This window comes from Pseudomonas sp. KK4 (assembly GCF_001984065.1).
Lineage (GTDB): Bacteria > Pseudomonadota > Gammaproteobacteria > Pseudomonadales > Pseudomonadaceae > Aquipseudomonas.
Genome location: NZ_LYVP01000047.1, coordinates 1 through 12,386 on the forward strand (window position 1 = coordinate 1; position 12,386 = coordinate 12,386).

Sequence of the window (12,386 nt, forward strand, 5' to 3'; positions counted from 1 at the left end):
GATGTTGACCGATACACCGCCTTCGCGAGCAAGCCCGCTCCCACAATTGTTTTTACATTGCCCACAATAGAACAGGCCCCGACACGAATGCCGGGGCCTGTAATGGCCACATCCTTATGGCCGTTCGCATGAACTCCAAAGAGGCGACGGCCGTATTGCTCGGCCCGTCCGTCGCGCCTTCTCCCAGTCCAGGCGAGAAGCCTTGCCTTACTCGGCTTTCAGGCCGTCAGCGGAGACCGCTTTAACGCCTTTGATTTTCTTGGTGATGGCCACAGCGGTGGCTTTTTGAGCATCGGTCACTGCAACGGTGGACGACAGGGACACGACGCCTTTGTTGGTTTCTACCTTGATGTCGGTGCCAGGAATGCCTTTCTCGGTGACCAGATCACTTTTGACTTTGGTTGTAATCCAGGTATCGGAAGTAGCTTCCTTGGCCTTGGTCATTTCACCGGCTGCCAGGGTCATAGGAGCCTGAGTGGCTTGAGTCTGTGCAAACGCGGCATTGGCCATGGTCAGGGTCAGTGCGGTAGCAGTAGCGGCAGCGATAGCGAACTTCTTCATACGAGTAACTCCTGTTTTTCTGGAAAATCTGCTGGGTGTCTTGTCAGCAGGGTTACTGGGTATATTGCGAACGGTGTGCCAAGTTTGAGAAAGACATTAAAACCTTATAAATCAACCAGTTATGTAAAACCCGATTTTCCGGATTCATGCAATTTGCATGACTTGCGATTTCTCTACATGCAAGTTGCCGTTTTTCGAGAAGGCCTAAAGCCATGAATTGTGGGAAGTTTTCTCTTTTACGTATACGCAGAACGAAAAATGCCCCGGCTTTCGAAAAAGGCGGGGCATTTTCATAGGAAAGTAACGGATTATTAACCGCCGCAGCCTTTTGGCGCGTAATCAGCGGCAACGGTTGTAGAGCAGGTCCAGCCTTTAGTAGCGTCTCGAGACAGCGTAACAGTCGCACCGGAAATGACCGACGGCGCACCTTTCAATGTGCACACCATCCCGGTCGTTGTGCCGGTAGCAGCGGTAATCGCGCAGTTCTGCGTATCGCCACCCGGAGCAAATACAGTGACAGCCGGAGCCGCCGTACCGGAGTTCACCGCATCCTCAAAGTTGACCTTCAACGCCGACAGCTCCGCCACACCCGCCGTCACCTTGGCCCGTGCCTGATACTTCGAGTAAGCCGGTATCGCAAACGTCGCCAAAATCCCGATGATCGCCACCACGATCAGCAACTCGATCAGGGTAAAACCTTGTTGATTCTTCATAGACAGCCTCCGTGCATGAGTCGGAATCTCATGATCTGAATCTGTTGCAGCACAGCCCATGCCAAGCCCTGCAAGCCCGGTTATCGGGAGGGCGGCGGCGCGCTGGCGCGCTTAAAGGCCCCCAGAAACCGCACTATCTGACACTTTTTGTCACCTCACGGTCGCAGGTTTGGTTCCATCGCTTGACTAGGCTATAAGTCATCCAACGGTCTTGACCCGGAACTCCAATGAATGACATCGCCCTCAGCGGTCTGGCCAAGCAATTGGTCCTGGCCGAGCTGCTCACTGACAAAAGCGCGCAACAGGCGACGCAACAGGCCCAACGCAACCGCCTCTCGCTCGTCAGCTATCTGGTACAGAACAAATTGGTGAAAAGTCGCCAGGTCGCCGAGATCGCGTCCGAGCATTTCGGCATGGCCCTGATGGACCTCAACAGCCTCGACAAGGAAACCCAACCCAAAGGGCTGGTCAGCGAAAAACTGGTGCGCCAGCATCACGCCCTGCCGCTGTGGCGTCGCGGCAACAAATTGTTCGTGGGGATTTCCGACCCGAGCAATCACCAGGCTATCAATGACATTCAATTCAGCACCGGCCTGAGCACCGAAGCGATCCTGGTCGAAGAAGACAAGCTCAACGACGCCATCGAGAAGTTCTTCGACAGCCACGCCACGGGCCTTGAGGACATGGCCGATGTCGACCTCAACACTGTGGATATCGAATCGACCGACGACCGCCAGGACGCCATCGTCGGCCAGGACGCCGATGACGCGCCGGTGGTGCGCTTCGTTCACAAGATGCTGCTCGACGCCATCCGCAGCGACTCCTCGGACCTGCATTTCGAGCCCTACGAGAAAATCTATCGGGTGCGCATGCGCACCGACGGCATGCTGCGCGAAGTCGCCCGGCCGCCGATCCAGTTGGCCGGGCGCATCGCTGCACGGTTGAAGGTCATGGCCAGTCTCGACATCTCCGAGCGGCGCAAGCCCCAGGACGGGCGGATCAAGATGCGCCTGTCCAAGAGCAAGTCCATCGACTTCCGGGTCAACACCCTGCCGACCCTGTGGGGCGAAAAAGTGGTGATCCGGATCCTCGATCCGTCCAGCGCGCAAATGGGCATCGACGCCCTGGGCTACGAGCCCGAACAGCAGGCGCTGTACATGGACGCGCTGAAGCAGCCGCAGGGGATGATCCTGGTCACCGGCCCCACGGGCTCGGGCAAGACCGTGTCGCTCTACACCGGGCTGAACATTCTCAATACCGTGGACATCAACATTTCCACCGCCGAAGACCCGGTGGAGATCAACATGGAAGGCATCAACCAGGTCAACGTCAATCCCAAACAGGGCATGGACTTCGCCCAGGCGCTGCGGTCATTCCTGCGTCAGGACCCGGACGTGATCATGGTCGGCGAGATCCGCGACCTGGAAACCGCCGAGATCGCCATCAAGGCTGCTCAGACCGGGCACCTGGTGCTGTCGACCCTGCACACCAACAGCGCCGCGCAAACCCTGGACCGTCTGCACAACATGGGCATCCAGGGCTTCAACATCGCCACGTCGGTCAGCCTGATCATCGCCCAGCGCCTGGCGCGCAAGCTGTGCAGTCATTGCCGGGCACCCGTGGAAATACCCCGCGAAACCCTGATCAGGGAAGGCTTCCCCGAGGACCGCATCGGCAGCTTCACCCTCTACGGGCCGGTGGGTTGCGAGCACTGCAACGGTGGCTACAAAGGACGCGTGGGGATTTATGAAGTGGTGAAGAACACGCCGGACCTGCAACGGCTGATCATGGCCGAGGGCAACGCGTTGCAAATCGATGAGCAGATGCGCCGGGACGGTTTCAACGACCTGCGCACCTCGGGCCTGATCAAGGCCATGCAAGGCATCACCAGCCTTGAAGAAATCAACCGGGTCACCAAGGACTGAACATGGCGGTCAAAGCAGCAAAAATCAGTGTCTACGCCTGGGAAGGCACCGACCGCAAAGGTACGAAAGTCACCGGAGAACTCAGCGGGCAAAACCCGGCCTTGATCAAGGCGCAACTGCGCAAGCAAGGCATCAACCCGGGCAAGGTGCGCAAGAAAAGCACCTCGCTGTTCAACATGGGCAAGCGCATCAAGGCCCACGACATCGCCCTGTTCACCCGGCAGATGGCAACCATGATGAAGGCCGGCGTGCCGTTGCTGCAGTCGTTCGACATCATTGGCGAAGGCTTCGACAACCCGGCCATGCGCGCCCTGGTCGACGAGGTCAAACAGGAAGTGGCGGCCGGCAACAGCTTTGCCGCGGCCCTGCGCAAAAAGCCCAAGTATTTCGATGAGCTGTACTGCAACCTGGTGGATGCCGGCGAGCAGGCCGGTGCCCTCGATACCCTGCTGGAACGGGTAGCGACCTACAAGGAAAAGAGCGAAAGCCTCAAGGCCAAGATCAAGAAGGCCATGACCTACCCGCTGGCCGTGATATGCGTCGCCGCTGTGGTAACCGGCATTCTTCTGGTCAAGGTGGTGCCGCAATTCGAGTCGGTGTTCGCAAGCTTTGGTGCTGAGCTGCCCGCGTTTACCGTCATGGTCATCGGCCTGTCGAAGTTCATGCAGGACTGGTGGTGGGTGGTGCTCGGTGGCTTGATCGCGGCAATATTCGGTGTGCGCCATGCGTTCAAGACCTCCCAGGCTTTTCGTGATCGAACCGATGCCTGGCTGCTGAAACTGCCGCTGGTGGGCACCCTGATGTACAAGTCAGCCGTGGCCCGCTACGCCCGGACGTTGTCCACCACCTTCGCCGCCGGCGTGCCTCTGGTCGAGGCCCTGGAGTCCGTGGCCGGCGCGACCGGTAACGTGGTGTTCAAGCGTGCGGTGCTGCGCATCAAGCAGGACGTGTCGACGGGCATGCAGTTGAATTTCTCCATGCGTGCGACCGGTATTTTTCCGAACATGGCGATTCAGATGACGGCCATTGGTGAAGAGTCCGGCGCGCTGGACGACATGCTCGACAAGGTCGCGGGTTTCTACGAGGACGAGGTGGACAATATGGTCGACAGCCTCACCAGCCTGATGGAGCCGTTCATCATGGTGGTCTTGGGTGTTATCGTCGGCGGCCTGGTGGTTGCCATGTACCTGCCCATCTTCCAACTCGGCTCGACAATCTGAGATGCCCTTGAACGAAATCCTTGTCCACTACCCGCTGGCCTTCGTCGTGATCGCAGGCCTGGTGGGGTTGCTGGTCGGCAGTTTTCTCAACGTGCTGGTCTGGCGCCTGCCGAAAATGCTCGAGCGCGAATGGCGCGGGCAGGCCCATGAGATTCTCGGGCTGCCCGACGACACGCCGCAGCCCACCTACAACCTGCTGCTGCCTCCTTCGCAATGCCCACGCTGCGAGCACCGGATTCGCGCCTGGGAAAATATTCCGCTGCTCAGTTTTGCCTTGCTGAGAGGGCGCTGCTCGGCCTGCTCCACCCCCATCAGCAAACGCTACCCGCTGACCGAGTTGGCCTGCGGTGTGTTGTCGGCCTTCGTGGCCTGGCATTTCGGTTTCGGCTGGCAGGCGTGCATGGCGCTGCTGTTGAGCTGGGGTCTGTTGGCCATGAGCCAGATCGACGCCGAGCACCAGTTGCTGCCGGATGTGCTGGTGCTGCCGTTGCTGTGGCTGGGGCTGATCGTCAACAGTCTAGGCCTGTTCGTGCCGCTGCATGATGCGTTATGGGGCGCCGTTGCCGGCTATCTGGTGCTGTGGTCGGTGTTCTGGCTGTTCAAATTGATCACCGGCAAGGACGGCATGGGCCACGGCGACTTCAAGCTGCTGGCGATGTTCGGGGCCTGGGGCGGCTGGCAGGTGTTGCCGCTGACGGTGCTGCTCTCATCCGTGGTCGGCGTGGTCATCGGCGTGATTTACCTGCGCCTGAGCCGGGCAAAAAACTCGACCCCGATCCCCTTCGGCCCCTATCTGGCAATTGCCGGCTGGATTGCCTTGCTCTGGGGTGGTCAAATAACCGACTTCTATTGGCAGTTTGTCGGTTTGACATGAATACCCCTGCGCAAAAACCCTGGATTCTCGGCCTCACCGGCGGCATTGGCAGCGGCAAAAGCGCCGCGGCCCAGCATTTCATCGACCTGGGCGTGCACGTGGTCGATGCCGACCATGCCGCACGCTGGGTGGTGGAGCCGGGGCGGCCGGCGCTGGCGGCCATCGCCGAACATTTCGGCCCGGGCGTGCTCCTGCCGGACGGGCAACTGGATCGCGCAGCCCTGCGCAAACTGATCTTCGAAGTGCCCGAGGAGCGCCGCTGGCTCGAAGCCCTGCTGCATCCGCTGATCGGCGAAGAAATCGCCCATCACCTGGCGCAGGCAAAATCACCCTATGCAATTCTGGTGTCACCGCTGCTGATCGAGTCCGGTCAGTACGCCATGACCCAGCGGGTGCTGGTAATCGACGCCCCCGAACAGCTGCAGATCGAACGCACCTTGCAGCGTGACCAGACCAGCGAACAGCAGGTCCAGGCGATCCTCAAGGCCCAGTCGAGCCGCCAGGATCGCGTCAGCCACGCCGACGACGTGGTGGTCAACGACCGCGACCTCGCCTGGCTGCACCGCGAGGTCGAACGCCTGCATCACTTTTATCTTTCTTTACCTGGAGGCCAGTCATGAGCCAGATCCCCACCGTAGAATGCCCGACCTGCGGCGCCCCTGTGGAATGGAGCCCGCAGAGCAAGTTCCGGCCGTTCTGTTCCGATCGATGCAAACTGATCGACCTGGGTGCGTGGGCCTCGGAAGAACACAAGATTCCCGTGGCCCCGGATGCCGAGGACGAGTTGTTCAGCGGCGATTTCGACCCGCGTCACTGATTTGCGCGACGATTTCAAGCTGAGTCAGGGCTTGGGGTCGTCGTCCTTCCAGGGCGCCGAGAGATAGCGGGTACGGTTGAAGGTTTCCAGCCATTCCGGGCAAAACACCACCAGCGCGCTGACCACCATGCCATTGATGAACGCTTCGGGAAAAATGATCAGCCACAGATAGCCGATGAAATCCTCCAGCCAGTACGGCAGGGCGAAAATCTCGTCGTACCACAGCAGCGTGAGCGCCAGCACCAGGCACAGCAAGGCTGCCAGGGCTGCGGCAAAGAAGCCGGACACGAAGATATACACAAAGAGGTTTCGCGGCTGCGCGCGCTCCACCGCGATCGCGCAGCATTCGGTGACCAGCACCGGCAGCAGAATGAACAGCGCGCCGTTGACTCCCATGGCCAGCATGTCCTGACGCCCCAGCAGCACCAGGCCGATTTGCGCCACCAGCCCACCGACGATTGCCAGCGGCCAGTCGAGCAACAAGGTCACTGCGGTCATGCCGATGAAGTGATAGGACACGCCGGTATCGAAATCCCGCCGCACCAGCCACAGCAAAAACAGCGCGAGCACCGTGCCGAGCACCAGATGCTGGCGGCGGCTGTCAGTGAACAATTCGACCCAGGGCGAGCGGCAGATCGCCCAGACCAGTATCGGCGCGTAGATCAGCCAGCCGACTGTCAGACTCTGGGATGACAGCAGCTCGACGCCGATCATGGCCCAGACGACTCCAGCGCCTCGCGCAGTTGGGCTGCCGTGGCGTATTCGTGCCGATCGACCAGTTGCCCGTCCTTGAGCTGCAACCACAGCACTTTATCCTCGGCGCCGGGGTAGCGGGGTGCGACGCGCCCCTCGCGATCGAGCATCACCCGGTAGTCATACCCGCGCATGGTCGGAACGGCGAACATTTTGGCGACCAGCCGGGGCATGCGCTGGATGTCCGCAACGAAAACCGTGTGTCGAGCCTCCAGATAGCCCTTGGGCCGGCCCTGCAACGCGGCGTCCACCAGTTTGGCGGCATCCATGCTGCGTGCCACCAGCAACGTCTGGGTGCGGTTGTCGAGGGTATACGCCTGATCGAACTGATCCAGCAGGGTCCACGGCGTCAGTCGATCACCGACCTCCAGCGCATGGGCCCAAAGCGGTAGAAGACAAAGCAGCAGTACCGACCGGTATTTCACATTCAACTCCTTTTCCCATTGCGCCCAGGTAGTGGCCATCAGTCTACACCGCCCTTTTCGGCTGCCCAGTGATCTGTTGACCGCTTTCGCTTTCTGCTTGTCGCATTTGAACGCTAAGCTTGGGCCTATGGATGATTCAGATTACTTACGCCTGCTGACCATCGCGGCCGAGCAAGCCAACGCCTTCCTGTCCAATGCCCGCAAATGGGAGCGTGAGCGTTGGGTCTGCCAGCGCCTGCTGCAAGGCTTGAACATTCCTTACCGCGCCGACGAGTTCGCCCCGGCCGGGGAGCCGCCGGACGTGTTGTTTCGCGACGCCAGTTTCGAGGTGTTCTTCGTGCTCGACGAAGGCCGCCGGCTCAACGATGAATGGCGCGACGAGCTGCAACGCCGGCGCAGTGCGTTTTCCTTGAGCCAACTGGTACGGCGCGAAGCCAAGCCCCGGCGCATTCCGGCCAACGAGTTCCTGATGCGTCTGGCGCCGACCTTGCGCAAAAAAGCGCATAACTACAAGGAACGTGGCATGGATCTGGGGGAACTGGACATCATCGCCTTCGCCAGCCTCAAACGCGAAGTGCTGGACCTCAACAGCCATTTTCCGCCGCCCACCGAATACCTGCGCCAGGGCTGGCGTTCGCTGTCGCTGGTCGGGCCCACGTTCGCCCGGGTGCTGTTCGCCCACCCCGATGCGCCGGATTTCCTGCGCAGCAACCTGGGGCGCAGCATCGTGTTCGACGTCGGGATCAGCCTGTGAGCCCATTGCAGGAACTGATAGCCGAAGTGCCGCAAATCGGTCGTGTACGCTGGATCGGTGTACGTCCTGCGCCCCATGTTCCGATGATTGAACTGGACGCCGTGGAGGCACGGCTTGAAGCCGGGCTGACCGGTGATCGCGCCCGGCCAGGTGTGCGCAATGCGCGGCAGGTGACGCTGATCCAGTGGGAACATCTGCCGGTGATCAGTTCGCTGATGGGACGACCCGACGATCAGCCCGTCAGGCCTGAAGATCTGCGGCGCAATCTCGTTATCAGTGGCATCAACCTGTTCAGCCTCAAGGGCCGGCGCTTTCGCATCGGCCAGGCGATTTTCGAAACGACAGGCTGGTGCCAGCCCTGCGCGCGCCTGCAAAACAACCTCGGCCCCGGGACCTTTCAGGCGGTGCGCGGGCATGGCGGAATCACCGCCCGAGTGTTACAAAGTGGCATCATTCGCCTGGACGACACGGTGAGCGTCGAGCCCATCCCGGACACCGGCTATGCTCCGTTCAGCGTTCGTTAAATCAGCCTGTAGCTTCTACACATTCAGCAACGTCTACCTGACGAGGCCTTTATGACCAGCCGCCTGAACCCCGACGACCAGAAGCATGTCGAAGAGTACCTGCAATTGTCCCAACACCGAGTCGAGCGCCGGCCTTTCCGGCCGTGGATGCTCCTGGTGCTGGTATTGGCAGTGACCATCGGTCTGGGCCTGCTGAGCCGACTGATCAGTTACCTGACGCTATGAGCTGCATCGCGCTCGCTCGGGTAACCGCACCGATTTCCTTTAGCCTTGCGAGTTATCCCCATGTCCCATCGTATTGTCATTGTCGGCGGCGGCGCCGGCGGTCTGGAGTTGGCTACCCGTCTGGGTAAGACTCTGGGCAAGCGCGGCACGGCCAGTGTGATGCTGGTCGACGCGAACCTGACCCACATCTGGAAACCGCTGTTGCACGAAGTGGCGGCCGGGTCGCTGAACTCCTCCGAAGACGAACTCAACTATGTCGCCCAGGCAAAATGGAACCACTTCGAGTTCCAGCTGGGGCGCATGAGCGGGCTCGATCGGGCACAGAAAAAAATCCAGCTGGCGGCGACCTATGACGAAGCTGGCCTGGAACTGGTGCCCGCGCGGGAAGTGGCTTACGACTCGCTGGTGATCTCGGTGGGCAGCACGACCAACGATTTCGGCACCCAGGGCGCGGCGCAGCACTGCCTGTTCCTCGACACCCGTAAACAGGCCGAACGCTTCCACCAGCAATTGCTCAACCACTACTTGCGCGCCCATGCCGGGCAGACCGACAAGGTCGAGCAAATCAGCGTGGCCATCGTCGGCGCCGGGGCCACCGGGGTCGAGTTGGCCGCGGAGCTGCATAACGCTGCCCATGAACTGGCGGCCTATGGCCTGGACCGGATCAAACCGGAAAACATGCACATCACCCTGATCGAAGCCGGCCCACGGGTACTGCCAGCGCTGCCAGAGCGCATCGGCGGGCCTGTGCATAAAACCCTGGAGAAACTCGGGGTCAACGTGATGACCAACGCCGCGGTCAGCGAAGTGACGGCCGACGCCTTGATCACCGCCGATGGCAAAGTGATCAACGCAAGCCTGAAAGTCTGGGCGGCTGGGATTCGCGCACCGGGTTTCCTCAAGGACATCGATGGCCTGGAAACCAACCGCATCAACCAGCTGCAGGTGCTGCCCACCCTGCAAACCACCCGCGATGAGAACATCTTCGCCTTCGGCGATTGTGCCGCCTGCCCGCAACCGGGTACCGACCGCAATGTGCCACCGCGCGCCCAGGCGGCGCATCAACAGGCGTCGTTGCTGGCCAAATCGCTGAAACTGCGGATCGAAGGCAAGCCGTTGCCGGAGTACAAGTACACCGACTACGGCTCGCTGATCTCGCTGTCGCGTTTTTCCGCTGTGGGTAACTTGATGGGCAACCTCACCGGCAGCGTGATGCTGGAAGGCTGGCTGGCGCGGATGTTCTATGTGTCGCTGTACCGCATGCACCAGATGGCGCTGTACGGACCTTTCCGCACGGCCATGCTGATGCTGGGCAGCAAGATCGGGCGCGGGACCGAGCCGCGCCTCAAGCTGCACTGATGCTCAATGGTGGGCGCGGGCCTGCTCGCGAAGGCGGTGTGTCAGTCGGTACAAATGTTGACTGATACATCGCTTTGGCGAGCAAGCCGGCTCCCACTTTCAAAAGCCCTGCTCTTGCGGGAAGTGGGGCTTTTTACACCCGAAACCGCCGCACCATCCCCTGCAGCGCATTCGCCAGCTGCGACAGTTCATGGCTCGAAGCGCTGGTCTGATCGGCGCCTGCCGCGGAACGCACCGACAAATCACGAATATTCACCAGGTTGCGATCAACCTCCCGCGCCACTTGCGCCTGCTCTTCGGCCGCGCTGGCAATCACCAGGTTGCGCTCGTGGATTTCATGCACCGACGCGGTGATGGTCTGCAGCGCCTCACCTGCGCGCTCGGCCAGGACCAGCGTGCTGGCGGCACGGGAAGCGCTCGCATTCATCGCCTCCAGGGCATGGCTCGAACCGTCGCGCATACCCTGCACCATTTGCTCGATTTCCTGGGTCGACTGCTGGGTGCGATGGGCCAGGGCACGCACTTCATCGGCCACCACCGCAAAACCTCGACCGCTCTCCCCCGCCCGCGCCGCCTCGATGGCCGCGTTGAGCGCCAGCAGGTTGGTTTGTTCAGCGATGGCACGAATCACATCAAGGACCTTGCCGATGTCCTGGGACTGACTGGCCAGAGAACGCACCAGCTCTGCGGTGCTTTGCACGTCTTGGGCCAGTGAACTGATGGCACTGGCCGTCTCGCTGACCCGCTCTTGTCCCAGATGCGCCGACTCACTGGACTGGCGAGTGGCATCGGAGGTGGATACAGCGTTGCGCGCGACCTCTTCCACAGCGCTGGTCATTTCATTGACCGCCGTGGCTGCCTGTTCGATTTCGTTGTTCTGCTGTTGCAGGCCTTGAGTGCTGTCGAGGGTAACGGCGTTCAACTCATCAGCGGCGGTCGCCAACTGCGTAGCGGAACCGCTGATGCCCTGCAGGGTTTCGCGCAGTGTTTGCTGCATCGTCGCCAATGCCTTGAGCAATCGGCTGACTTCGTCATTGCCCTGGGTTTCTATCGGACGGGTCAGATCGCCCTGCGCCACGTGCTCGGCTGCGCTCACGGCTTCGCTCAGGGGGCGCACGATGCTGCGGGTCAGCAACAGCGCCAGGGCGACCGTCGCCAGGGCCGCCAGGGCAATGAACAGGCTGACGATCGTGCGCGAGGTTTCGTAGTGATCCTTGGATTTCTCACTCTCGGCGGCGACTTGTCGGGTGAACAGGTCCGCGAGGTCAGTGAGCTGCTTGCCGGAGCCGTCGACCACGGTTTTCATGTCGATCAGCAGCAGTTTGGTCAGTTCGTCGCGACGCCCCTGTTCGGCCAAGGCGAATGACTGAGCAATGCCGGCGCGATAGGCCGTGAAGGTATTTTTGAACTGGTCATACAACGCCTTGCCCTCAGCCGAGGTCACGAGCTTGTCGTAGGCGGCGATCTTCTCGCTCAACTCCTTGTCCCGTGTATCCATCTGGCTGCGGTATTGGGCGATGTTATTCGGGTCCTGGTCCAGGGCCATGCGCAGGGAAATGGTGCGAATGCGCAGCATGATTTCGCGGATCTCGTCACCGCCGCGAATGCTCGGCAGCCACTGTTTCTCCACCGCCACCTCGCTCTCGCGAATACTGGACATCTGCCCCAGGGCAAATACCCCGAGCAACGCCACCAACACTGCGATCAAGGCAAACCCCAACGCGGCACGGGGGGCAATATTCAACTGACGAAGAAACATAACGAGCGCCTTTGTTTTTATGGGCTTGAGTGAGGGTTGAATCCCGACTGCTCGTTATCGGCAAGTTGTATGATGACTTGAAGCGATTTGCCTTTTCGCAGGCAAAAAAAATCCCCGTACCTTTCGATACGAGGATTTTTAATATGGTCGGGGTAAGGGGATTCGAACTCCTGACATCCTGCTCCCAAAGCAGGCGCGCTACCGGACTGCGCTATACCCCGGTAAAAAAAAGGCACCTTTGAAAGGCGCCTTCTGCGAACAGAGCTTTTGGCGTCTGATCTTAAGATTCGATCCCAGCGTTAACTGGTTTCAAAAATGGTGGGTCGTGTGGGATTCGAACCTACGACCAATTGGTTAAAAGCCAACTGCTCTACCAACTGAGCTAACGACCCAAATATGGTCGGGGTAAGGGGATTCGAACTCCTGACATCCTGCTCCCAAAGCAGGCGCGCTACCGGACTGCGCTATACCCCGGTT

At 60.4% G+C, this 12,386-nt stretch carries 14 protein-coding genes, 3 tRNA genes and 1 pseudogene; 9 read left to right on the plus strand and 9 right to left on the minus strand.

Annotation, left to right across the window (positions count from 1 at the left end; translation table 11 throughout):
• Positions 1-207: 207 nt before the first annotated feature.
• Entirely contained in the window at positions 208-561 is a 354-nt protein-coding gene (locus tag B0W55_RS16735; protein WP_077047047.1) for a BON domain-containing protein, read from the minus strand.
• Positions 562-872: 311 nt separating this feature from the next.
• Positions 873-1,274, minus strand: coding sequence for a pilin (locus B0W55_RS16740; RefSeq protein ID WP_077047048.1), 402 nt, complete (start codon positions 1,272-1,274; stop codon positions 873-875).
• Positions 1,275-1,501: 227 nt separating this feature from the next.
• On the opposite strand from B0W55_RS16740, the gene pilB reads away from it, so the two are divergent.
• The 5 genes from pilB to yacG are packed head-to-tail and all read left to right on the plus strand — an operon-like array spanning position 1,502 to position 6,110.
• Positions 1,502-3,199: a type IV-A pilus assembly ATPase PilB gene (gene pilB, locus B0W55_RS16745; protein ID WP_077047049.1), complete on the plus strand. Its 1,698-nt coding sequence runs from the start codon at positions 1,502-1,504 to the stop codon at positions 3,197-3,199.
• A 2-nt stretch (positions 3,200-3,201) separates the two neighbouring features.
• Positions 3,202-4,419 (plus strand): type II secretion system F family protein, encoded by a 1,218-nt coding sequence (locus B0W55_RS16750; RefSeq protein WP_077047050.1) that lies wholly within the window; start codon positions 3,202-3,204, stop codon positions 4,417-4,419.
• Between the two features lies 1 nt (position 4,420).
• Positions 4,421-5,293, plus strand: a complete 873-nt coding sequence (locus tag B0W55_RS16755) for an A24 family peptidase (RefSeq protein WP_077047051.1) — start codon at positions 4,421-4,423, stop codon at positions 5,291-5,293.
• Complete coding sequence (gene coaE / locus B0W55_RS16760) at positions 5,290-5,913, plus strand: dephospho-CoA kinase (protein WP_077047052.1); 624 nt, start codon at positions 5,290-5,292, stop codon at positions 5,911-5,913. The genes B0W55_RS16755 and coaE overlap by 4 nt, the downstream gene beginning before the upstream one ends.
• Complete coding sequence (gene yacG / locus B0W55_RS16765) at positions 5,910-6,110, plus strand: DNA gyrase inhibitor YacG (protein ID WP_077047053.1); 201 nt, start codon at positions 5,910-5,912, stop codon at positions 6,108-6,110. The genes coaE and yacG overlap by 4 nt, the downstream gene beginning before the upstream one ends.
• A gap of 24 nt (positions 6,111-6,134) precedes the next feature.
• Here the strand turns inward: yacG and B0W55_RS16770 are convergent, their stop codons facing one another.
• Entirely contained in the window at positions 6,135-6,824 is a 690-nt protein-coding gene (locus B0W55_RS16770) for an energy-coupling factor ABC transporter permease (RefSeq protein WP_077047054.1), read from the minus strand.
• The gene (locus B0W55_RS16775; protein WP_077047055.1) at positions 6,821-7,288 is read right to left on the minus strand and encodes an FAD/FMN-containing dehydrogenase; all 468 of its coding nucleotides are present in this window, start codon (positions 7,286-7,288) and stop codon (positions 6,821-6,823) included. Before B0W55_RS16775 ends, B0W55_RS16770 begins: the two co-directional genes overlap by 4 nt.
• Before the next feature lie 127 nt (positions 7,289-7,415).
• On the opposite strand from B0W55_RS16775, the gene B0W55_RS16780 reads away from it, so the two are divergent.
• Genes B0W55_RS16780 through B0W55_RS16795 form a run of 4 tightly spaced genes read left to right on the plus strand, consistent with a single transcriptional unit; the run spans position 7,416 to position 10,150 of the window.
• Positions 7,416-8,042: a DUF1780 domain-containing protein gene (locus B0W55_RS16780; RefSeq protein WP_077047056.1), complete on the plus strand. Its 627-nt coding sequence runs from the start codon at positions 7,416-7,418 to the stop codon at positions 8,040-8,042.
• A complete protein-coding gene (locus B0W55_RS16785) occupies positions 8,039-8,566 on the plus strand; it encodes an MOSC domain-containing protein (protein WP_077047057.1) in 528 nt (175 codons plus the stop codon). The genes B0W55_RS16780 and B0W55_RS16785 overlap by 4 nt, the downstream gene beginning before the upstream one ends.
• Positions 8,567-8,617: 51 nt before the next feature.
• Positions 8,618-8,791, plus strand: coding sequence for a DUF3094 family protein (locus tag B0W55_RS16790; RefSeq protein WP_007996394.1), 174 nt, complete (start codon positions 8,618-8,620; stop codon positions 8,789-8,791).
• A 60-nt stretch (positions 8,792-8,851) separates the two neighbouring features.
• Positions 8,852-10,150 carry an NAD(P)/FAD-dependent oxidoreductase gene (locus B0W55_RS16795; RefSeq protein ID WP_077047058.1) on the plus strand — a complete coding sequence of 433 codons (1,299 nt, stop codon included), beginning with the start codon at positions 8,852-8,854 and terminating at the stop codon, positions 10,148-10,150.
• A gap of 133 nt (positions 10,151-10,283) precedes the next feature.
• Here the strand turns inward: B0W55_RS16795 and B0W55_RS31610 are convergent, their stop codons facing one another.
• From B0W55_RS31610 to B0W55_RS16815, 5 genes and pseudogenes are all read right to left on the minus strand, one after another.
• Entirely contained in the window at positions 10,284-11,147 is an 864-nt protein-coding gene (locus B0W55_RS31610) for a methyl-accepting chemotaxis protein (protein WP_371807275.1), read from the minus strand.
• Positions 11,139-11,909, minus strand: a pseudogene (locus tag B0W55_RS31615) (MCP four helix bundle domain-containing protein); the annotation flags it as partial. The gene B0W55_RS31610 and the pseudogene B0W55_RS31615, both read right to left, overlap by 9 nt.
• Before the next feature lie 144 nt (positions 11,910-12,053).
• Positions 12,054-12,130: transfer RNA gene (locus tag B0W55_RS16805), tRNA-Pro, on the minus strand.
• Between the two features lie 95 nt (positions 12,131-12,225).
• A tRNA-Lys gene (locus tag B0W55_RS16810) sits at positions 12,226-12,301 on the minus strand.
• Between the two features lie 5 nt (positions 12,302-12,306).
• A tRNA-Pro gene (locus B0W55_RS16815) sits at positions 12,307-12,383 on the minus strand.
• Positions 12,384-12,386: the final 3 nt, after the last annotated feature.

Coding starts and splice junctions, on each gene's coding strand:
- B0W55_RS16735 (WP_077047047.1), bottom strand. CDS start 561: ATGAAGAAGTTCGCTATCGCTGCCGCTACTGCTACCGCACTGACCCTG.
- B0W55_RS16740 (WP_077047048.1), bottom strand. CDS start 1,274: ATGAAGAATCAACAAGGTTTTACCCTGATCGAGTTGCTGATCGTGGTG.
- pilB (WP_077047049.1), top strand. CDS start 1,502: ATGAATGACATCGCCCTCAGCGGTCTGGCCAAGCAATTGGTCCTGGCC.
- B0W55_RS16750 (WP_077047050.1), top strand. CDS start 3,202: ATGGCGGTCAAAGCAGCAAAAATCAGTGTCTACGCCTGGGAAGGCACC.
- B0W55_RS16755 (WP_077047051.1), top strand. CDS start 4,421: ATGCCCTTGAACGAAATCCTTGTCCACTACCCGCTGGCCTTCGTCGTG.
- coaE (WP_077047052.1), top strand. CDS start 5,290: ATGAATACCCCTGCGCAAAAACCCTGGATTCTCGGCCTCACCGGCGGC.
- yacG (WP_077047053.1), top strand. CDS start 5,910: ATGAGCCAGATCCCCACCGTAGAATGCCCGACCTGCGGCGCCCCTGTG.
- B0W55_RS16770 (WP_077047054.1), bottom strand. CDS start 6,824: ATGATCGGCGTCGAGCTGCTGTCATCCCAGAGTCTGACAGTCGGCTGG.
- B0W55_RS16780 (WP_077047056.1), top strand. CDS start 7,416: ATGGATGATTCAGATTACTTACGCCTGCTGACCATCGCGGCCGAGCAA.
- B0W55_RS16790 (WP_007996394.1), top strand. CDS start 8,618: ATGACCAGCCGCCTGAACCCCGACGACCAGAAGCATGTCGAAGAGTAC.
- B0W55_RS16795 (WP_077047058.1), top strand. CDS start 8,852: ATGTCCCATCGTATTGTCATTGTCGGCGGCGGCGCCGGCGGTCTGGAG.
- B0W55_RS31610 (WP_371807275.1), bottom strand. CDS start 11,147: ATGCAGCAAACACTGCGCGAAACCCTGCAGGGCATCAGCGGTTCCGCT.